This window comes from Methanomethylovorans sp., assembly GCF_041447285.1.
Taxonomy (GTDB): domain Archaea; phylum Halobacteriota; class Methanosarcinia; order Methanosarcinales; family Methanosarcinaceae; genus Methanomethylovorans.
Genome location: NZ_JBGMEB010000016.1, coordinates 50,529 through 70,177, shown reverse-complemented (window position 1 = coordinate 70,177; position 19,649 = coordinate 50,529). Strand labels below are relative to the sequence as shown.

General features: G+C 40.3%; 21 protein-coding genes. 8 read left to right on the top strand and 13 right to left on the bottom strand.

Annotation, left to right across the window (positions count from 1 at the left end; genetic code table 11):
• Window positions 1–139 precede the first annotated feature (139 nt).
• The 5 genes from ACC612_RS10120 to ACC612_RS10100 all read right to left on the bottom strand — a co-directional run bounded on the left by ACC612_RS10120 (window position 140) and on the right by ACC612_RS10100 (window position 3,976).
• Window positions 140–631 (bottom strand): META domain-containing protein, encoded by a 492-nt coding sequence (locus tag ACC612_RS10120; protein ID WP_371854412.1) that lies wholly within the window; start codon window positions 629–631, stop codon window positions 140–142.
• Window positions 632–844: 213 nt separating this feature from the next.
• Window positions 845–1,189, bottom strand: a complete 345-nt coding sequence (locus ACC612_RS10115; protein WP_371854411.1) for a hypothetical protein — start codon at window positions 1,187–1,189, stop codon at window positions 845–847.
• 29 nt (window positions 1,190–1,218) lie between these two features.
• On the bottom strand, window positions 1,219–1,665 hold the full coding sequence (locus ACC612_RS10110; RefSeq protein WP_371854410.1) for a hypothetical protein: 447 nt from the start codon (window positions 1,663–1,665) through the stop codon (window positions 1,219–1,221).
• A 13-nt stretch (window positions 1,666–1,678) separates the two neighbouring features.
• On the bottom strand, window positions 1,679–3,703 hold the full coding sequence (feoB, locus tag ACC612_RS10105; RefSeq protein ID WP_371854409.1) for a ferrous iron transport protein B: 2,025 nt from the start codon (window positions 3,701–3,703) through the stop codon (window positions 1,679–1,681).
• A gap of 39 nt (window positions 3,704–3,742) precedes the next feature.
• Entirely contained in the window at window positions 3,743–3,976 is a 234-nt protein-coding gene (locus ACC612_RS10100) for a ferrous iron transport protein A (protein ID WP_371854408.1), read from the bottom strand.
• Window positions 3,977–4,348: 372 nt separating this feature from the next.
• On the opposite strand from ACC612_RS10100, the gene ACC612_RS10095 reads away from it, so the two are divergent.
• Both ACC612_RS10095 and ACC612_RS10090 read left to right on the top strand, forming a co-directional pair.
• The gene (locus ACC612_RS10095; RefSeq protein WP_371854407.1) at window positions 4,349–5,359 is read left to right on the top strand and encodes a DMT family transporter; all 1,011 of its coding nucleotides are present in this window, start codon (window positions 4,349–4,351) and stop codon (window positions 5,357–5,359) included.
• 8 nt (window positions 5,360–5,367) lie between these two features.
• Window positions 5,368–6,546, top strand: coding sequence for a type III PLP-dependent enzyme (locus tag ACC612_RS10090; protein ID WP_371854406.1), 1,179 nt, complete (start codon window positions 5,368–5,370; stop codon window positions 6,544–6,546).
• 32 nt (window positions 6,547–6,578) lie between these two features.
• Here the strand turns inward: ACC612_RS10090 and ACC612_RS10085 are convergent, their stop codons facing one another.
• The 5 genes from ACC612_RS10085 to ACC612_RS10065 form a co-directional block, all read right to left on the bottom strand.
• Entirely contained in the window at window positions 6,579–6,920 is a 342-nt protein-coding gene (locus ACC612_RS10085) for a YbjQ family protein (RefSeq protein WP_371854405.1), read from the bottom strand.
• Between the two features lie 23 nt (window positions 6,921–6,943).
• A complete protein-coding gene (locus ACC612_RS10080; RefSeq protein ID WP_371854404.1) occupies window positions 6,944–8,158 on the bottom strand; it encodes an ABC transporter permease in 1,215 nt (404 codons plus the stop codon).
• Window positions 8,159–8,169: 11 nt separating this feature from the next.
• Complete coding sequence (locus ACC612_RS10075; protein WP_371854403.1) at window positions 8,170–9,384, bottom strand: ABC transporter permease; 1,215 nt, start codon at window positions 9,382–9,384, stop codon at window positions 8,170–8,172.
• An 8-nt stretch (window positions 9,385–9,392) separates the two neighbouring features.
• Window positions 9,393–10,559 carry a COG1361 S-layer family protein gene (locus ACC612_RS10070; RefSeq protein WP_371854402.1) on the bottom strand — a complete coding sequence of 389 codons (1,167 nt, stop codon included), beginning with the start codon at window positions 10,557–10,559 and terminating at the stop codon, window positions 9,393–9,395.
• 65 nt (window positions 10,560–10,624) lie between these two features.
• Window positions 10,625–11,320, bottom strand: coding sequence for an ABC transporter ATP-binding protein (locus ACC612_RS10065; RefSeq protein WP_371854401.1), 696 nt, complete (start codon window positions 11,318–11,320; stop codon window positions 10,625–10,627).
• Between the two features lie 152 nt (window positions 11,321–11,472).
• On the opposite strand from ACC612_RS10065, the gene ACC612_RS10060 reads away from it, so the two are divergent.
• From ACC612_RS10060 to ACC612_RS10035, 6 genes are all read left to right on the top strand, one after another.
• Window positions 11,473–12,105: a YIP1 family protein gene (locus ACC612_RS10060; protein ID WP_371854400.1), complete on the top strand. Its 633-nt coding sequence runs from the start codon at window positions 11,473–11,475 to the stop codon at window positions 12,103–12,105.
• Between the two features lie 70 nt (window positions 12,106–12,175).
• A complete protein-coding gene (locus ACC612_RS10055) occupies window positions 12,176–12,799 on the top strand; it encodes a YIP1 family protein (RefSeq protein WP_371854399.1) in 624 nt (207 codons plus the stop codon).
• 23 nt (window positions 12,800–12,822) lie between these two features.
• On the top strand, window positions 12,823–14,025 hold the full coding sequence (locus ACC612_RS10050; RefSeq protein WP_371854398.1) for a COG1361 S-layer family protein: 1,203 nt from the start codon (window positions 12,823–12,825) through the stop codon (window positions 14,023–14,025).
• Between the two features lie 11 nt (window positions 14,026–14,036).
• Window positions 14,037–14,723: an ABC transporter ATP-binding protein gene (locus tag ACC612_RS10045; protein WP_371854397.1), complete on the top strand. Its 687-nt coding sequence runs from the start codon at window positions 14,037–14,039 to the stop codon at window positions 14,721–14,723.
• Entirely contained in the window at window positions 14,698–15,873 is a 1,176-nt protein-coding gene (locus ACC612_RS10040) for an ABC transporter permease (RefSeq protein ID WP_371854396.1), read from the top strand. The genes ACC612_RS10045 and ACC612_RS10040 overlap by 26 nt, the downstream gene beginning before the upstream one ends.
• Before the next feature lie 30 nt (window positions 15,874–15,903).
• On the top strand, window positions 15,904–16,326 hold the full coding sequence (locus ACC612_RS10035; RefSeq protein WP_371854395.1) for a GNAT family N-acetyltransferase: 423 nt from the start codon (window positions 15,904–15,906) through the stop codon (window positions 16,324–16,326).
• Between the two features lie 69 nt (window positions 16,327–16,395).
• Here ACC612_RS10035 and ACC612_RS10030 read toward each other — a convergent pair whose 3' ends face one another.
• Genes ACC612_RS10030 through kdpC form a run of 3 tightly spaced genes read right to left on the bottom strand, consistent with a single transcriptional unit; the run spans window position 16,396 to window position 19,648 of the window.
• Window positions 16,396–17,103: a DNA alkylation repair protein gene (locus ACC612_RS10030; RefSeq protein WP_371854394.1), complete on the bottom strand. Its 708-nt coding sequence runs from the start codon at window positions 17,101–17,103 to the stop codon at window positions 16,396–16,398.
• Window positions 17,104–17,111: 8 nt separating this feature from the next.
• Window positions 17,112–19,082, bottom strand: a complete 1,971-nt coding sequence (locus ACC612_RS10025; protein ID WP_371854393.1) for a DUF4118 domain-containing protein — start codon at window positions 19,080–19,082, stop codon at window positions 17,112–17,114.
• A 2-nt stretch (window positions 19,083–19,084) separates the two neighbouring features.
• On the bottom strand, window positions 19,085–19,648 hold the full coding sequence (gene kdpC, locus ACC612_RS10020) for a K(+)-transporting ATPase subunit C (protein WP_371854392.1): 564 nt from the start codon (window positions 19,646–19,648) through the stop codon (window positions 19,085–19,087).
• Window position 19,649: the final 1 nt, after the last annotated feature.

Below are 19,649 nucleotides of genomic sequence, written 5' to 3'. Positions count from 1 at the left end.
AAGAAGATGATAGAAACTGGTTATACTTGGGTACAACTGTTTGTAGCACCTTAGTAATACATAATTCCATCTTTGGACTATACACTTTGAACTGAGCTTAACACATTATATTTAATCCGAAAGCCTAGATCCAGCAGCATTAAACACTGCTGGGATTGATGAATACCATTTTTTCGCTATTGTTACCTACAGACAACAAAAGCTGACCATCTTCCAATGTCATTGATGTCACACTGCCCAGAAGTGACAGGTATTGAGGCTCCAATGATTGTTCACCACAGTATACAAGAGTGATCATTCCTGGTCCTAAGGTCAAACTTTTCCCATCCAGAGTATAATTCCCGCTTCCACTGTTACAGTCGGTTGTTATTGAATATGTACTATCCGGCAGGAATTCCAATGTATATTGCTCCTTATTTGGAACAACGGACTGATTAGAAGAAGTGTCTATTGTTCCGGCCCACTGCCACTTGATATTGGTGATATTTGCATGATCAACAGATTCTACACCATTTTGTGCGCTAGTATTAGAAGATTCGTTTCCCTGGTCTACACATCCAAGTATCATTGCTACAGAAGCAATGAGAGCAAGAGCTAGAACCAAAGAAGATGATTTTAAAATTGATTTCATATATTCACCCTCATTTCTGTAAACAAAAAATGTACGTTATTTTGATATTTATCCGTTGCTTAAACTTCAAATTGATTTGAAGTCTTCAGAGTATGATTGCTAAGGATATTACTCTAATAATACCTTCACGCATACCGTATCAGTCTGAAAAAATTGGAACTTAAAGCGAATATAGGCGCACAGGTAAGGGTAAAAGACAAGCATGAAAAGAAGTTACAAATCGAGAATTTCCACTTTATGCACATTAGATGCTTTCTCAACAAGTGTTAACTTTCTTTTCCCACCCTCCGTCAATCGATATGAAGCCCCCGTTAAGATCACACTTTTGCTCTTATGACATGCACCACATCCTTTATAACAGGAAGAGCTGGTGCTGCAATTGTTTATGTTTTCCTCCCGTATCTCAATGTCCCCACTGTTCTCCATCAATGAAAGCAACTGCCTGAATTCTTCAGGTTTCATATTGAGAGACCTGGATGCTGCACCTACGGTGAAGTTATCACCGGATTCCAACAATCCGGCAACCCTCCTCAAAAAGTACTTGTAACCAATTACCATATTCATTCCTCTTTAGATTCTATTGATTTCTACAGTTTGATTGCTGTGAACCTGTTCTTCCAAGCTAAAAATGCTGCAAGAACAGGTATGCCAAGATATACTCCCGGCCTGAATTGATCAACTATATACCAGTCAACATAATCTTCCGGAAGCAGGAATGAATCCAATAGAGTTCCAGCTCCCACTAGTGCATATACCGCCATGAAAACAAGGGACATTATTATACCAACATACACAAAAGACATCCCTTCATCCATTCCCGCATTAAGCTCCTTGAAACCGTAGAAAAATACAGTCCCTATTACAAGAAGACTAAATCCTCCCAGAACATCTGCAGGAACAAAGAGAGCTGAAGCAAGCCCTGTATCTATACCGATGCCTTCAGCAATGTGTATTGTACCAAAGATGATGTACAATAAACTCACTGATAAGGTGAATATCTTTACGCCACTGTTTTGTTTTTTAATACAATTCATTTTAAGCTCCTCCTTATGTTAAGAATCCTATTCTACTGCCTACCTGGTATATAATGAAGGCAAATAGCCATGCAATACCCGTACCATAAACCGCCTGAAAAGCAGTCCATTTCCAGGAGCCTGTTTCTCTTTTTATTACCCCTATGCATGCTATACACGGAACATACAGCAAAGTGAACACCATAAGTCCAAGGGCTGCAAGAGGACTCATCGCACCGGCTGTGAGGATCTCCGAAAGTCTTTCTTCATCCTCGCCTGCTCCATAAAGAGTTCCCATGGACCCAACAACTATCTCTTTAGCTACAAATCCAAATATCAATGCTACCGCTATCCTCCAATCAAAGCCAAGAGGTGAAACCAGAGGATCCAGTATTTTTCCCAGATAACCAATTAAGGAATCTGTAGTCCCGTAGATATCCTCTGAAGCAAAGACTCCATTTGTCCCAGGTGCAGGGATAGCTGCCAATAGCCAAACACTGACAACGCCCACAAGAATTATACCGCCTGCTTTACGCAGGTAGATAACACCTCTTTCACACATCTGCATGAAACTATTTTTCAGTGTGGGAAGCCTATAAGGAGGGAGTTCCATGATAAATGGAGAAGCTTCACCCCTAAGAACAGTGCCTCGCAGAAGTTTTGCACTCAGGATGGCAACGATTATTCCAAGAGCATACAGAGCAAATATCACGCTTCCTGCACTTTTGCCAAAGAAAGCTCCTGCCAGCAACACGTAAACAGGCAATCTTGCTCCGCATGAGGAAAAGGGAGTGATTAGAATCGTTACCAGCCTGTCACGTTTATCTTCAATGGTCCTGGTAGCCATTATTGCCGGGACATTACATCCAAAACCCATAAGCATAGGGATGAAAGATTTTCCATGAAGGCCGATCTTACTCATTGGTTTATCCATGATGAAGGCCGCTCTTGCCATGTAACCACTGTCTTCAAGCAATGCGAGCATGAAGAAAAGTAACATAATATTTGGAAGAAAAATGAGCACTGAGCCAACACCTGCAATCACTCCGTCAGCGATCAATGAACTCAGCCATGGAATAGTAATTATGCTGCCAACATAACCTGCCAGCCAGCCAAATCCCAGGTCTATGATGTTCATGAAAGGAGTAGCAAAACTGAAAGTAACTTCAAATGCTGCCCATAACATGGTTAGAAATACAGGAATACTCAGTACCTTGTGCGTGACCACTCGGTCTATCATTTCGGAACTAGTCATTTTCCTCTTGCTGAAATTGCAGACCTGAGAAACAACTGTGCTGATATTACGATATCTGTGATCTGCTATATGGGATTCCAGTCTTTCAATATCCATTGTTTCCAGTTTTTTTCGGATAGTATCAGCAACACTGCTCACAGCAAGTTTTTCCTGGGCATTGTCATCGCCTTCCAACAGCTTAATGCTGAACCACCGGGAAGGATATTTTGCAACAAGCTCTTTGTCTTGCTGTAATTGCTTTTGCAGCTCTGCTATCTTATCTTCGATCTCTTTGCCATATGTTAGTTCAATATCATAACTCTTAGATTTATTAGCCACTAATACGATGGCCTCAAGAAGATTTGTTATGCCTTCTCCCTGGCTTCCCACAGTCCGAATTACAGGAACCTCCAGCAAGTCTTCCAACTTATTTGCTTCGATCCTGTCTCCTTTTGCCTGTACAAGATCTGACATGTTAAGGGCAATCACCAGTTTTGGTCCCAGTTCCATCAGCTGAGTGGTCAGGTAGAGATTTCTTTCCAGATTTGTGGCATCCACTACCTGTACCACAACATCGGGACTTTCATCAATGATATAATCCCTGGCAATAATTTCATCCTTTGAAAAAGCAGCCAGACTGTACGTACCCGGCAGATCGATTATCTCCAGTTCAGTTTCTTTGTGAACTGTTTTTCCAGTCTTTTTTTCTACAGTGACTCCAGGCCAATTGCCTACATGTTGTCGTAATCCCGTGATGGCATTGAACACGGAAGTCTTTCCCACATTGGGATTACCAATAAGCGCCACTCTGATCTTTTCAGTCATAATGATCACCTTAAAGTTCGTTTTTGCTCCAAAAACTGCTCATTGTTCCTGCACAACAATGGTTTCAGCTTCCTTTTGTCTTAAGGACAGATTGTATCCTTTGAGGGTCAGTTCAATCGGATCTCCCATGGGGGCTTTTCTTATTACAGTGACCAACACATCAGGCACCATACCCATATCCAGGATTCTCTTTTTCAGTGAACCCTGGCCTTTAACATAAACTACTCTTGCAGCATGGCCGCATTCAATATCGTTAAGGGTCTTTTCTTTCATTCTATCACTTGGTTTGTTCAACTAAATTATGTAGTTATACCTATAATTAGTAATCTATTATAAAATGGTTTTGGATGCAAAATAAAAAATGTTTTGACAAAAATAAGAAGCCTAAAAGATCGATTATAAAACAATTATTCAAAGAGAGTTGTCAAAAAAAGAAAGGAAACAAGATGCATACTTAAGTTTAGCAAAGGGCTATTATTATATATTTGATCAAATATAATAAGTCAATATGCTTCAAAGCATTAATTATGGCAGAGAAAACTGAATTGAAAGCGAAGCCTTCCGATTTTATATCTGACTAAATTGTTAATTATTGATGATTACAGTTAGTTTTTTATCGTGAAAGCTTATTTGAGATGTGCTTTTATGACATCAATAGCAACAACAACCCGTAGCTCCTATTTAGGTCTGATAGTGGCCTTTACTATATTTTCACTGTCAGGTATATTCCTTAAATCGATTAATGGGATGCTAATAGGGTCTATAATTTATTACAGGCTCATTTTTGGGCTTTTAACGCTATTGGTATTCATGGCCCTCACGGGGAAACTGGATGAACTTTTGATAACCAGCAAGAAAAGATACATCTTTCTGATGGGATGCACAAACACACTCACGATCTATGCTTATTTTACTGCAATACAACATGTTGGAATATCCATAGCAGCCTTGCTGCTGTACACGGCTCCTGCCTATGTGACGATCCTTTCGCCTATACTCTTGAAAGAGAACATCACTGGCCGGGATATGATGGCTCTGTTGTTGTCAGCCATAGGAATAATCATAGCGATCCACCCTGTAGGTAATTTCTCTGCACAGACAAATGACCTTTATGCGCTGGGTATAACACTCGGCCTATTATCAGGCATATCATACGCCTTAAGTACCATCAACTACCGATATTTGAGAGACACATACTCTTCCACTGCTCTTCTGTTCTGGCCAACAGTTGTAAGTCTGGTGCTATTATCCCCCTATGCAAGTCTTGTAAGCCCCGGAATACTTGCCATGAACATACAAGAACTGATACTATTTGGGATGCTCATGACAACTTTTGGTTCACTTCTCTACTACAGAAGTGCAAGGCATGTGAAAGCCCAGAATCTTAGTGTCGTATCTCTTGTTGAGCCAGTTGCTGGAATACTTTTTGGCTACCTTATCCTGCACGAGCAAATATTTTCATATACTCTTGAAGGATGTGCCTGCATATTGGCCGGAGTTTTCCTCATAAGTACAAAGAGCAAAACCTACTTTGGGGAAAAGAGCTTATCAAGATATTTTAAACATCAGTATTACCCCTCGGGCCATCAGCAATCACTTTTACATACATTCTACAGAACATTATGTAAAGGTCCATTAAAGAATCAAAAGAGGTGATAGCAGCCTTGGAACACCCTATAAGCATTTCAGAATACCTAACTACAGAAGAGTTACAGAAAATAAGAGAGTTCTCAAAGGACAAAGAAACTCCTTTTATCTTAGTCAGTCGAAAGAAGATCGAAGAAAGATTCGATGAACTGAAGCATAACCTTCCCTTTGCCAAGATCTACTATGCAATGAAAGCAAACCCTGCTGAAGAAGTAGTAAGTCTGTTACATAAAAAAGGGTCTAATTTTGATGTGGCAACCATTTATGAGATGGAAAAACTTCTCAGCATGGGAGTTAGCCCTGAAAGAGTGAGTTACGGCAATACTATTAAAAAAGCCAAGGACATTAAAAAGGCATATGAATATGGAGTCCGGCTTTTTGTTACAGATTCTCACAGCGACCTTAGAAAATTAGCTGCCAATGCACCCGGATCAAGGGTTTTTTTCAGATTACTCACGGAGAGCAATGGAGCTGATTGGCCTCTTTCCAGAAAGTTTGGTGCACATACAGGCCAGATATATTCCCTTATTGTTGAAGCAAAAAAACTTGGATTGATCCCGTATGGGCTTTCTTTCCATGTGGGTTCCCAGCAAAGAGATATAGGAGAATGGGACCATGCCATTTCACAGTGCAAATATCTATTTGATGACGTAAAGCGTTATGAAGGAATAGAACTGAAAATGGTAAACCTGGGTGGAGGATTACCAGCAAAATATCTTAATCCTACCCATAGTATCGAAAAATACGCTCAGATCATTACAAAATACCTGCATGAATATTTCGGTGAAGAACTACCGGAGATACTGATAGAACCAGGCAGATACATAGCAGGAGATGCAGGGGTCATAGTTACTGAAATTGTGCTTATCTCAAGGAAATCTGATTCAAGCCAGTATGAATGGGTTTACCTTGATATAGGTAAGTTCGGCGGGCTGATAGAGACTTTAGATGAAGCAATAAAGTATCCGATCTTCCCTGAAAAGGGAAATAACGGCAATGGCGGAAAAGAAGTGATCCTTGCAGGTCCCACATGTGACAGCATGGACATACTATATGAACATTTCAAATACGAGTTGCCTAAAGACATAAAAGAAGGAGACCGGCTATATATCCTCACTACTGGAGCATACACGTATACATACTGCTCAGTGGAATTCAATGGAATACCTCCCGTGAAGGTATATTTCATTGATTAAAAAGTAGCCTGAAAGGGATATGAACTAAAAATTCATATCCTTTTGAATTTCACAGCGGTTCCATAGGCTAATAGTTCTGCCGCTCCTGCCATGGTTTGTGAAGTAGTGAAACGTATATTCACAACTGCATCAGCGTTCAGCTTCTCTGCTTCTTCCACCATTCTTTGCAGCGCCTCTTTCCTGGATTGCGAAAGAAGGTCAGAATAACCCTTTAGTTCCCCTCCCACTATATTCTGCAGACCAGCAGCAATATCGCTTCCTATGTTCTTTGCACGTACTGTATTTCCAAAGACTACACCCAGTATCTCTAACTCTTTACCATTCACACTTTCTGTAGTGGTAATGATCAAATTTGCACCTCCAATTATAGACATGAAGACTTCTATATAAATTTTCTTCATCCATGTCTGAGTGCTTCCACTGGGTCCATAGATGCTGCTTTGTTTGCAGGATACACCCCTGCTACAAGACCCACGATAAAAGCTATGCTAAAACCCAGAAGAATAAGATATGGTGGGAAAATATGAGGAATACCCAGATAACTTTCCACCAGATAAGAGCCCACGACTCCGAGAAGCACTCCAAGAACACCTCCGATACTTCCCAGAAGAGTAGATTCCACCATGAAAAGCAAAAGAATATCTTTCTTTTTAAATCCTAATGATTTCATGAGACCTATCTCTCTGGTCCTCTCTGTAACTGTGACGAGCATGATATTCATGATACCGATAGACCCAACAATAAGAGATACAAGTGCAACTAAAGTTATAAGAATAGTAAGAGAATTAGCAAGCTGGTCCAGTTGCTCTATGATCTCTGCCTGATTAAAAATCCTATAAGGTTTTACATCATCATTTTCAATGTCCCTTGCTGACACACCAAGAGCACGAGCCAGCCTTCTGTCCACTTCATCTGAAACAGAACTCACTGATTCTGCACTGATCGTTTTTGCAGTTATACCTCCGTAATCAGATACATTAAGCAACTCATTCATGGTGGCAATAGGAATGTATATTGTGATGTCTCTGTCAGGACCACCCTGAACAAAAGTAGTCTCTTCAGATGCAATAATGCCCTTTATCTTGAATTTTTGAGTGACTGTGGAACCATCCTCTCTTGTAAAAGTGATATCTATGTAATTATTGAGAGAGATATTGTGATCAAATTTCTCATTAGCTACTTTCCAGCCCAATACGGCTACGTATTTATCTTTGTCAGTAAGAAAATTGCCTTCCTCAAGCTGGATATTTAAAATATCCTGAGCATCCTGGGACACGCCTTGAACATCTATCTGCCTATTGGAAGAAAAATAATTAACAGCAGCCATTTGTGAATTACTGGGTGAAACACCAACTATGCCAGGCGTGTTCCTGACAACATCAAGTTCATTTTCATGGAGAATATTCACATCCTGACTATAAATAATAATAAAATTAGATCCGAGCGTCCCGAGCTCATCTGTAAAGAACTGATTAAAACTCGCACCAAGAGAAACATTTGCTACAACTGCTGCAACTCCGATGATTATGCCTAATGTAGTAAGGGCAGAGCGAAGCTTTGCATGCTTGATGCTTCCCATCCCCAGATCAAAGGTCTGACGTATGTTAACCAATCAAGACCACCTCATTCATGTCTGAAAGCCTCCACTGGATCCATCCTTGCTGCCTTATTGGCCGGATAGATGCCCGCTGTCAGACCTACTAAAATGGATACAATAAAGCCAGTGGCTATCTGGTTCACCGGAAATACATTTGGCAGATCAAGGAAATAGTTAGCAATAAACGCTACACCAATACCCAGAACCGTGCCGCATATACCTCCAATCAGACTGAGGACTGTGGATTCTATAAGAAAAAGAGTAAGTATGTCTCTTGTTGTATATCCAAGAGACTTCATAAGCCCTATCTCCCTCGTTCTTTCGGTTACCGTCACCAGCATGATGTTCATTATACCGATAGAACCCACTATAAGAGATATCAGTGCTACAGAAGTCAATAAAGAGGTAAGACCTGTAGAAACCTGATCTGTCTGCTCCAGAGCATCCAGTTGATCGAACATAACATAGGGTTTTGTATCATCGTTTTCGAGTTCTCTTGATGGTACGCCTAAATTCCTTGCCAGACGCTCATCTATCTCATCGGCAGTCTCGCGCACTACATCCAGACTTGAAGCCTTTATAAAGAAACCACCATAATCATCTGTTCCAAGAATCTGATTCATGGTGGATATTGGGATGAAGACCCGGATCTCTGGTTCCACACCCGTTTGCACAAAAGCAGTATTTGGATCCTGTATGATTCCTTTTACGATGAACCTTTGGGTAACTATACCTCCATCCTCTCTTCTGAATGTGATGTCAATGGGATTTTTCACAGATATCTTCTTATCGAATTTCTCGTAAGCAACCTCAGATCCTAGCACCGCTACATACTGGTCCTTATCAGTAAGGAAAGTTCCTGCGTCCATTTTTATATTGGAAACTTCATCATAATCTTCTGTAACACCCTGTATATCGATCTGCCTGGAAGTAGAGAGATAAGTAACTTTGGCCATCTGCTGGTTAATTGGGGAAACACCTACAACCCCAGGAGTATTTTTGATCACATCAAGCTCTTTATCAAAAAAGACATTCACGCCTTGGCTGTAGATAACAATGAAATTGGAACCTACAGCACCTATCTCATCATTGAAGAACTGATTGAAGCTCGCGCCAAGGGATACATTAGCGATCACAGCAGCTACACCGATAATGATCCCTAAAGTAGTCAAGGCAGATCTCATCTTTGAACTTGTGATACTGCCTATCGAGATATCAATAGATCTCCTGAGGCTTATCATTTACTGCCTCACTTTTGTTTTCTGCGTTTATACATGAAGTATCCGGCACCTGCAATGATGGCAACAAGAACCAGTACGAACACAGAACTGAAACCACTGGATTCGTCAACAGTTACCAGTTGCAAGTCCTTTACATCGATAACCTCTTCATGCTCATTAAGGCCATTCCTGTAGTTAGTAGTGATCTTGACTTTCTTAGGCGAAGTATCATCGGAAGATTCTGCCTCACCATAGATCTGTATAGTGAAGAGTTCATCCGGGTCCATGGAGCCTACGAAATATTCAGCAGGGGAGAAAACCACACCATCCGCTTCCAGCTTGACGCTTACAGATGATAAGCTGTTCGGATGGATATTAGCTACATCGAACTCCAGAGTTCCTTTCCCATTTTCCAGTTTAAGAGGTTTGGAAGGAACAATGCGTACTGATGAAGAGTCAACCTTCAAAGGGATACGCCAGTTGGTATTATAGGAGTGGGAGCTTCCTATTGTTGAAAAATCAAGATAGTAAGTACCATCCGATATATTCTCATCAACTTCTATGTTGTAGGTAAGGGTCATGGATTCGCCTGGACCTAAAATGCCATTGCCATAGTATGTGTCAGTTACCACTGTTATCCCGTCAACTCCTTTAAGAGTAGCAGATTGCACCCGGGCATTTGTGTCAAAATCCTCTCCATCAATACTCACAGAGTATGCAGTTGCACTGTTTTTAAGAGTAAATGCAATATTTCCAGTGTCTCCTGGCATGAAAACTTCCGGATCTTTTGAGGGATCGCCTTCCAGCTGAACATTACCTTTGCTTTCATAAGTCGCAGAACCTATAGTTAGCTCGAATGTTTCTTCTACCCAAGCACCATTTTTTTCTTTCTGGTACTGTACATCAAAAGAAGCAACACCTTGTTTTGCATTTTCATCCACAAAAAGCCTGTATTTATGTACTGCCGCACTTTCAGGTCCTAGAATACCAATGTTTTCAATGGCGTTTGATTCAGAATCAAGAGACAAAGGATACTCAGGGACCATTTTTAGGGAAAGGTCTTCGGATTTACCTGAACCTGTGTTCTCTACTTTAATCCAGACATCGACATATTGACCGATCTCTGCAGGTACAGGTTCATATTTAAGAACACTGACCTTCAAAGCAGAACCTGCCTCTGCAGATACGGGTCCCATTGAAAGAATGCATAAAATCAAGATTGAGCAAAAATACTTCAAAATCGTTCTGATAATACCACCGCCTAACTATTAAGTATCCCATCCTTCAGATGTACCACTCTGTCAGCATAGCTTGCAAGACCAGCATCATGAGTGATCATAATTATAGTTCTTCCTTTATTATTAAGTTCCCTGAAAAGATCCATAATTTCCGTTCCTGTCTTGCTATCAAGGTTCCCCGTAGGTTCATCCGCCAGGATAATTGAAGGATCATTAATAAGGGCCCGAGCTATAGCCACACGCTGTTGCTGTCCTCCGGATAGCTGGGAAGGACGATTATTAAACCGGTCTTCAAGCCCCATCAGCTTGACAAGTTCATTAGCCCTTTTGTTCGGTTCGACACCATTTTTTACATTAGCATAGGTAGGAAGCATAATATTCTGGATTGCAGACAATCTAGGTACAAGATTAAAGTTCTGGAACACAAAACCAATCTCAAGGCCCCTTAACCTTGCAAGTTCTGAGTCCGTAATTGTATTTATATCCTGACCCATGAGGATCACCTGACCGCAGGTGGGTCTATCAAGACAGCCTATCATGTTCATGAGAGTGCTTTTCCCGGACCCGGAAGGACCCATTATGGCCAGGAACTCACCGGGATAAACTTTAAGATTGATACTTTTAAGTATATTGATCTCCAGGTTACCTGCCCAGTAACTTTTACACAGGTCCCTCAATTCAATAATAGGAGAAACAATTTCCAATTTATTACGATCCAAAATCTCGGCCCCATAGAAATTTGGTATTCAGATATAAGAAGAAAGGGACATATATATTCTTGGAAAAAGGTTGGAATAAACCGGATTAAACAAATTTATTTAAAGCGACATCTTTATTATATGAAACTATTTTATATAGAGTGGAGTAAATAATGCTGGAAGTTCTTACTAATCCAGGTAACTTCTTTGAGAAGAAACTTAAAGAAGAAATAGACTTAAAACCGCCTTACGCCATCATTAGTGCACTGTCGCTTCTGACTGTGATAACTGCTTTTATCTTGATGGAAGAAATGATGAATATTCTATTTAACGGTATGCCCCGAAACGCTCAGCAAACCATAATAGCATTGGGCCTAGTAGCTATAATGTTGACTGTTGCCATTGGGTGGGTGGCAATCAGTAGTATGTTCTATATTTTATCGTTACTTTTTTCAGGCAAGGGAGATTTCAAAAGAATACTTGAGTTTGTAGCGTATGGATTTTTGCCATTAATATTGAGTTCATCCATTAATCTTGTACTAATGATCTGCATGTCTTTATTTGTAGATTTTTCAACAAGTGATCTACAGTCAATAGAAGCAGTTATGCTCTCAAATCCTTACGTAATTGCATCTAATATCATTAGCATTATTCTGAGCCTATGGAGTGCAAATATATGGGTATTTGCGATGATACATTCCAGAAATCTTTCAGTTAAGAATGCTTTGATAACCGTGGGAGTACCAATAATAATTTACCTAATATATATGCTAAATTCATTGTATCAAGTATTAAGTCTGCCGTAAGAAAGAAATATAGAAGTATAGTATTTCAAATGCATTTAACATAATATTCGTACGTATGAGAAGTGAAATTATGCTAGAAGTTCTTACAAACCCTGGTGAATTCTTTGAGAATAAAATGAAACAAGAAGCTGATTTTAAGCCGCCAATTATGATTGTTGGAATAATGGCTATAATATCAGCTATCAGTGCCTATATAATAGCAAACACCATAGTAGGAAGCCTGCAAGGTGATGCTGCAACTTTTGTACAGATAGGTGCAATTATTGGGGCAATATTTGTTATTATAGTTGTATTCATAATGTGGGTGATATACGGCGGAATCTTCTACCTTATCTCAATGATTTTTAGCGGACAGGGCAATTTCAAACGAGTTCTTGAGTTTGTTGCCTACGGATTCCTGCCTTCAATACTTGGTTCTTTGATAAGCCTTATACTGACAAGCAGAGCTTATTCTTCACTCGATTTTTCCATAACTGATCCAACAATTCTTGAAAAAACCTTGCTCTCTGATCCTTATATAATGGCTTCCAGTATCATAGGCATAATTCTAACATTGTGGAGTGCAAACATATGGGTATTCGCGATGATGCATTCCAGAAATCTTACAGTGAAAAATGCCATCATCACCGTAGGAATACCAATAGGACTCTATCTGATCTATACGGTATATAATTTGTATCACGCATTAAGTTAATCAAATAAAGAAAACTGATATCCATGAGAACAATTATACTTTTATCTGTTCTACTGGCTTTTTTTTTGCCGTATGCAAGTGCTGATACTGAGATCCGACCTACAATCACAGTGAATTACTCAATTGATCCTGGAATATTAATGCCAGGAGATACAGGAACAGTGACTGTTGAACTTAGGAATATGGCTTCAGGAGAAGTATACGTCCAGGAAGATGACGAAACATTCGATATGAATGCCTATATAGCAAGTGCTGCTCTTGAAGGAAATAAGGCTATTAAAATTCTGGATGGAATTCAGACTGATGTAGGATTATTGGGACCCGGAGATTACATCAGACTCACTTTCAACATAAAAGCGAATGAGAATGCTTCAAACGGTATGCATTTTCTGGAATTGGAAGTCGTGGGCGGCAGTGACATGTATAATCTCAACTACCGGATACCTGTAAAAGTTGATGACAGAGACTTGAAGATAATTGTGTCTGATATGCCTCCGACTCTTATGAGGGAATATTCTACAATAAATGTGGAAGTCGTGAATCTAAGACCCAATGATATTACAGGCGTTATTGTCACCCCTAAAGGGAATGATATTGGTTTCTTTCCTGCTAATGTATTTGTAGGCACCATCGCTGGAGGGAATAAATCCACAGCAACATTTACCCTTAACACTATGGCTTCCACTAGAGGAAATAAAGAAATGCAGTTCTCTACCAGTTATTTCAATGGAGACAATCTGCATACTTCATCTGATACTAACTACAGTATAGACGTGGTGGATCAGTCCGCACTTATACTCTCAGCCCTGGAAGTAGAAAATGCCGGAAACGTGTACAGCATTGCAGGAGATATCAATAACTTCGGGACCACAGATGCAAAGAACGTCATGATATCTGTAATGGCAACCGATAATGTCACGCCAGTGCAGCCCTATGAAAAGTATTTTGTAGGCACTCTGGAAAGTGATGATTTCAGCAGTTTTGAACTGTCTGCTTCCACACAGGGAAGCAATGTGGATGAAATACCCTTGTTAATAGAGTTCAGAAATACGAACAATGCCTATGCTTACATAAAAGAAAACATTTCCGTTCAAAAAAGAACAGTTCCTGTATCCAGCGATAGTGGTGGAATGTCTTTTATAATGATTGGTCTTGTTGCAGTTGTGTGTATTGCAGTTATTGGCATTATAGTATATTCCTGGAAGAAAAATAAAAACTCAGAATGAAAGGGGCATCCATGCAAGGTCCGATAGTCCAGCTCACTGGTGTGAAGAAGATCTACCAGCTGGGAGCAAGCCGAATACATGCTCTTAACGGTGTCAATCTTTCAATTGAAAGAGGCGACTTTGTGACAATAATGGGTTCTTCCGGCTCAGGGAAATCAACAATGCTTAACCTTATTGGCTGCCTTGATCAGCCTACGGAAGGTACGGTGAAGATCAATGGCACAGACCTATCTCTGCTCAATGACGACCAGCTTACCGAAATACGTAGAAACAATATTGGTTTCATATTCCAGCAGTTTAATCTGATACCCACTCTCACTGCCGTAGAGAACGTAGAAATGCCTATGATATTTACCGGAATCCCGGAACAAGAGCGCCGTAAAAGGGCAATGGAATTTTTAAGAAGGGCAAACCTTGGCCCTGAATTTGCCGAGCATAAACCCAGTGAACTTTCAGGAGGACAACAGCAAAGAGTTGCCATTGCCAGGGCACTGGCTAATTCTCCGCCTATCCTCTTAGCCGATGAGCCCACAGGCAACCTGGATACAAAGACCGGGAAAAGCGTGATGGAACTTCTAAGAGAACTGAATTCTCATGGAACCACAGTTATTGTGGTCACGCACGACCAAAAGATAGCAGCGTATGCAAACACTAATGTTGTCATAAGGGACGGTGAGATCGTTGAAACTTCAGAGTAAGTATTTCAAACGTAATATGTACGCTGAACTTGCAAAAAGAAATCTAAAAAGGCATATGGCACGCACCGTCCTTGCAGCTGTGGGTATAATCATAGGAGTAATTGCAATTTCTTCCATGGGAATACTTGGTAACAGCCTGAAGATGTCAGTATCAGATTCTCTGGGTGATGTCGGCAACGAACTTATAGTCTACCCTGGATTTGGTGACACTGCAATCACTGAAAAGCAAGTGGATAAGATGCAGAAAGTTGCAGGTATAGAGAACCTTATACCCGTTTACTCAAGCGGTTCAAAAACAGAATACAAGAATGAAGAAACCTATGCAACTGTATATGGGATAGAAAGTGAGGATCTTCTCAACCTTGTGGAGATAGAAAACGGGCGTATGTACAAGCGAGGTTCTTCAGATTGCGTGATCGGATCACAAATTGCAGAAGATCTTGGAGTAAACATCGGAGGAAAAATAACTGTAGAAGATGCAAAGTTCAGGGTAATAGGAATTCTCAAGGAGCGTGGCATAGGTTTTGATGTCAGCGCTGATAGTGCTGTTTTTATGGATCCCCAAATGTTTACACGAATCTACGAGGACACAGATGAAGGTTATACTAATGTGATAATCCAGGTTGAGGATATAAACGAGATAGACATCGTTAAAACTAACCTTGAAGACAGGCTCAACAAGAAAGACGAAGAAGTGTTCGTACTTGCAACTAACAGTATCCTTGACAGTATTAATGAGATCTCCAGGTACATTTCACTGTTCCTTATGGGAATAAGCTCTATTTCCCTTCTAGTAGCAGGAGTCAGCATTCTTAATGTGATGCTCATGTCCACCATGGAGCGCACCCGTGAAATCGGAATAATGAAAGCAGTAGGAGCCTCAAGAAAAGATGTGCTTAAGATGTTCCTGCTGGAAGCCCTGTTCTTAGGAACGGCTGCAAGCCTCATAGGAGGAATATTGAGTTTTGGAGGCGGATTTTTGATAACTGTCCTTATAATGAAGGAGGCATCATACCTGTTCGCACCATCAAGCATCGCTTATATCATATTGGGAATTGGATTTGGCATACTGACAGGTGTTGCAGGAGGAGTATATCCTGCCTGGAAAGCTGCCCAGATGAGGCCACTGGATGCACTGAGACATGAATAAAATGTGATTATGAGAAATAGAGACAGAGATATGACTATAAGATTGCAGTACGATTGTTCAAATGTGGATTGGGATTGTGTATCTTCAATTTTGGAAAGTGTTGATATGGCACATTTTGAAGGCAAGGTACATAAAATTGCATTTGAGAACAGCTGCGTAGTTTTATTTGTATATGACGACGATGAACTTATCGGCTTTGGTCGTGCAATTTCAGATTATGCATACCAGGCAGCGATATACGATGTAGCAGTATCGCAGGCATATCAAGGCAAAGGCTTGGGCAGAATTATTGTCAGTAGCATTCTAAAAAGCATTCCACAATGTAACTTCATATTATATGCTTCCCCAGGTAAAGAGGGATTCTATGAAACCCTGAACTTCAAAAGAATGAAAACAGGGATGGCACTATTCAGGGATGCTGAGAAAATGCAAATAAAGGGCTTTACTGAATGATTAATCCAAGGTAATAGAGGATATCTTCTTATTTTTGAAGGAAAGATACAAACCAAGAAAATGCAAAACTCACTTTGCCTTTTTTGATTTCAGTTTTTGCTGCACTTTTTCTCCAGTAAGCTCGCGGATGGCATCTGCTGCCACCCATCTGGCACTGGTATTGCCTGTCTGCTGCAATTCTTCAGCCTGTTCTATTGCCCGAGCATTCAGCGAAAGATTGCGCTTGCCGATCTGGCGCAGAGCCCATTTAACAGCCTTTTTCACAAAGTTCCTCTTATCTAATGCCCCTTCTTTGATCATAGGGAAAAAAGCAATAAAATTTTCATCTGCGGCCTTCTTGTCACTCACAGCAAGACGTGCCATGAGCACAAAACCCGCCCGTTTTACGAACTCTTCTTCCTTTCTGCTCCACTGTACAGCTTTTTCATAAGCGCATGGCGTATCTTCGAACAAGTTCATGCAACACTGTTCACATATCTCCCAATAATCAAATTCACTCACCCATTGCTCTATCTGCTCTTCAGTAACATATAGCACATCATCCACCATGCTTGCAAGAATTTGGGGTTCACGATATCCATGAGCCCACAGGCTGACTGCAAGATCGTGGTCTTTACCTATGCACTTTGCCATCCTCCGAAGTTTGGGAATAGAAATACCATAGGCTCTGCCGGGAGTGATACCAAACCTTGCCATGCCCTCAAGGGAAGAGGGATTTGAGAGGGATTCCAATTCCTTGATAATACTTTCCAGTGAGAAAACTGCTTTTATAGCCATCAGAATTTTTACTCCTCACTTTTTGCATAGATAGAGTTTGAAAGTGCCAGAGAAACTACATTTGCGAAAGCGTTAATTAGATGCCTCTGCTCATTAGTCATATTTTTATGGGGAGCAAGAGCCATGACACCCAGGATTCCTGTTTGGACTTTAAGAGGAATATGATACCATTGTGACGAAGATAGTGTATCTGTTCCAAAACCTGCTGTTTTGCCTTGTTCAAAAACCCAATTGGAAACAGCCATTTCATGCTCGCTGAATATTTCTTTTTTGTCATTGCTTGATGCTATATACAATTTATTAGACTCGTCAGGCAGGAGGATCAAGACATCATAATTAAAAGAATCTGATATGTATTTTGTAGTTCTTCCCAATATAATGTTCAAGTCCTGTGAAGCTAATAGACCCTTGCTGAAATCATATAATGACGAAATGAATGTTTCCCGTTGCCTGATGTATTCAACCTGTTTTTTGACAGTATCAGCAAGTAAACTCGTAACTATCCCTACTACCAATAATACAATAAAAGTAGGAATGAAGCGAACATCAGCAACGCTGAACGTATAGAAAGGCGGAACAAAGAATAAATCAAAAGCTGCAACAGCAAGTATTGATGCAAGAATTCCTGGCTTCTTTCCTGCTACTAAACTTGTAAGAACAATAGGTATAATAAATATCATGGGTATGTTCGGTGCTTCAATAAAAGACCGAAGCAGTAAACATATTACAGTCGTAAAGCCGATGCTTGAAAAACTAATGGAGTAGGACCCCCATAAAGACTCCAGACCAGTGATATCTGTTTTCTTTATTTTTCTACGACCAGTATCAAATTCGTTCTTGTTCTCTATTACCAAAACCTGGGATGCACTTTTCTGAATTACTTTGTTGATAACAGAACCTTCTAAGAATTCCTGTAAGCGAGACCTACGTGAATGCCCCAGCAAAATAAGAGTTATGTTCTTTAAACTCGCGAAGGATACAATTTCATTCGCTATAGAACCTTTTAATCGAATTACTTTCCCATCAAGTTCTTCAGCAAGTTCTAGATTCTTTTCCAATTGTTGCCGTGCATCATCTTTCATTCTCAGATCTGCATAAGGCTCAACATAAACTGCGAACCACTCCACATTATACAAGTGAGAGAAACGATATGCTATGCGAATTAGCTTTCTTGAAGAAGGACTGGAGCTTACACATGCCATTATCCGATTGCTGGTATCCCACGGGCCCATTACTTTTTCTTTCCTTAGATAACTACCCATTTCAGAATCCACATGCAATGTAGCATATCTAAGAGCTGTTTCCCTAAGTGCGATTAGATTCTTCTCGCTAAAAAAATTGCTCATTGCTTTTATGGCCTTTTCGGGAACGTAGACTTTACCTTCTTTTAGACGCTCTATCAATTCATCAAAGGGCAAATCAACTACTTCGATTTTATCTGCCATCTCAATGATGCTGTCAGGGACAGTTTCTTTGACTTCAACTCCGGTGATCTGCTGCACAATGTCATTGAGACTTTCAATGTGCTGCACATTCAATGTAGAATAAACATTTATGCCGGCATTAAGCAACTCTTCGACATCTTGGTAACGCTTTGTATGGCGTGAGCCGGGAACATTTGTATGGGCAAGCTCATCCACCAGTACATAAGCAGGTTTCCGTTCTAGAACAGCGTCTATATCGAACTCTTCGAGTACAATCCCCTTGTAGTCAATCTTTACTCGTGGAATTACTTCCAGGTTCTCAAGAAGTTGCTCGGTTTCTATCCTGCCATGTGTTTCCACGATCCCTACAACAACGTCTTTGCTCTTTTCTTGAAGAACATGAGCTTCGCTAAGCATCCTGTATGTTTTACCGACACCTGCTACATATCCCAAAAAAATTTTAAGGTAGCCCCTTTTTGAATCTCTTTTTTCGTCCTCTTCTTTTAGTAAATTTAGGAGTCCATCGGGGTCTGGTCTTTTATAATCTTCTTTCATTTTCACCTCCTGACATTACCTAAAGCTATATTGAGTTTCAATACATTAACCATAGGGGTACCTGTTCCAAGACAAGAATCTTCTATGTTGTTTTCAATGATAGTTTCAATTTCTGTTTCAGTAACTCCTCTGGATTTAGCAATCCTCGGAACCTGTAATCTGGCAGAATCCACAAAAATATAGGCTTCCAGACCACTCCCAGAAGATAGCACCAGATCAGCCGGAACTGTAGAGTTTTCAGATAACGATTCCTGAATTCTGATCAGCTGAACTCTCTCTTCAATTTGATCCACCAGTTTCTGGTTTGTGGGCCCCAGATTAGAACCACCGGAAATACCTGAATCATATCCAATGGCAGAAGGCCTCCCGTGGAAATAAATAGGACTTGTAAAGTTCTGTCCTATAAGCTCGGAACCTATCACTTTTTCATTCTCAGTAATCAGATCTCCATTTGCCTGATAAGGAAATACTACCTGGGATATACCAGTAATAACAACTGGATAGATTATTCCCAATATAACAGTAAATACTGCGAACATCAGTAAAGCATTTTTGATTTCCTTCATT

Bases quoted from the DNA above. Each gene is read 5' to 3' on its own strand.
- ACC612_RS10120 (WP_371854412.1), bottom strand. From the start codon at position 631: ATGAAATCAATTTTAAAATCATCTTCTTTGGTTCTAGCTCTTGCTCTC.
- ACC612_RS10115 (WP_371854411.1), bottom strand. From the start codon at position 1,189: ATGGTAATTGGTTACAAGTACTTTTTGAGGAGGGTTGCCGGATTGTTG.
- ACC612_RS10110 (WP_371854410.1), bottom strand. From the start codon at position 1,665: ATGAATTGTATTAAAAAACAAAACAGTGGCGTAAAGATATTCACCTTA.
- feoB (WP_371854409.1), bottom strand. From the start codon at position 3,703: ATGACTGAAAAGATCAGAGTGGCGCTTATTGGTAATCCCAATGTGGGA.
- ACC612_RS10100 (WP_371854408.1), bottom strand. From the start codon at position 3,976: ATGAAAGAAAAGACCCTTAACGATATTGAATGCGGCCATGCTGCAAGA.
- ACC612_RS10095 (WP_371854407.1), top strand. From the start codon at position 4,349: ATGACATCAATAGCAACAACAACCCGTAGCTCCTATTTAGGTCTGATA.
- ACC612_RS10085 (WP_371854405.1), bottom strand. From the start codon at position 6,920: ATGTCTATAATTGGAGGTGCAAATTTGATCATTACCACTACAGAAAGT.
- ACC612_RS10075 (WP_371854403.1), bottom strand. From the start codon at position 9,384: ATGATAAGCCTCAGGAGATCTATTGATATCTCGATAGGCAGTATCACA.
- ACC612_RS10070 (WP_371854402.1), bottom strand. From the start codon at position 10,559: ATGGGACCCGTATCTGCAGAGGCAGGTTCTGCTTTGAAGGTCAGTGTT.
- ACC612_RS10060 (WP_371854400.1), top strand. From the start codon at position 11,473: ATGCTGGAAGTTCTTACTAATCCAGGTAACTTCTTTGAGAAGAAACTT.
- ACC612_RS10055 (WP_371854399.1), top strand. From the start codon at position 12,176: ATGCTAGAAGTTCTTACAAACCCTGGTGAATTCTTTGAGAATAAAATG.
- ACC612_RS10050 (WP_371854398.1), top strand. From the start codon at position 12,823: ATGAGAACAATTATACTTTTATCTGTTCTACTGGCTTTTTTTTTGCCG.
- ACC612_RS10045 (WP_371854397.1), top strand. From the start codon at position 14,037: ATGCAAGGTCCGATAGTCCAGCTCACTGGTGTGAAGAAGATCTACCAG.
- ACC612_RS10035 (WP_371854395.1), top strand. From the start codon at position 15,904: ATGACTATAAGATTGCAGTACGATTGTTCAAATGTGGATTGGGATTGT.
- ACC612_RS10030 (WP_371854394.1), bottom strand. From the start codon at position 17,103: ATGGCTATAAAAGCAGTTTTCTCACTGGAAAGTATTATCAAGGAATTG.
- ACC612_RS10025 (WP_371854393.1), bottom strand. From the start codon at position 19,082: ATGAAAGAAGATTATAAAAGACCAGACCCCGATGGACTCCTAAATTTA.
- kdpC (WP_371854392.1), bottom strand. From the start codon at position 19,648: ATGAAGGAAATCAAAAATGCTTTACTGATGTTCGCAGTATTTACTGTT.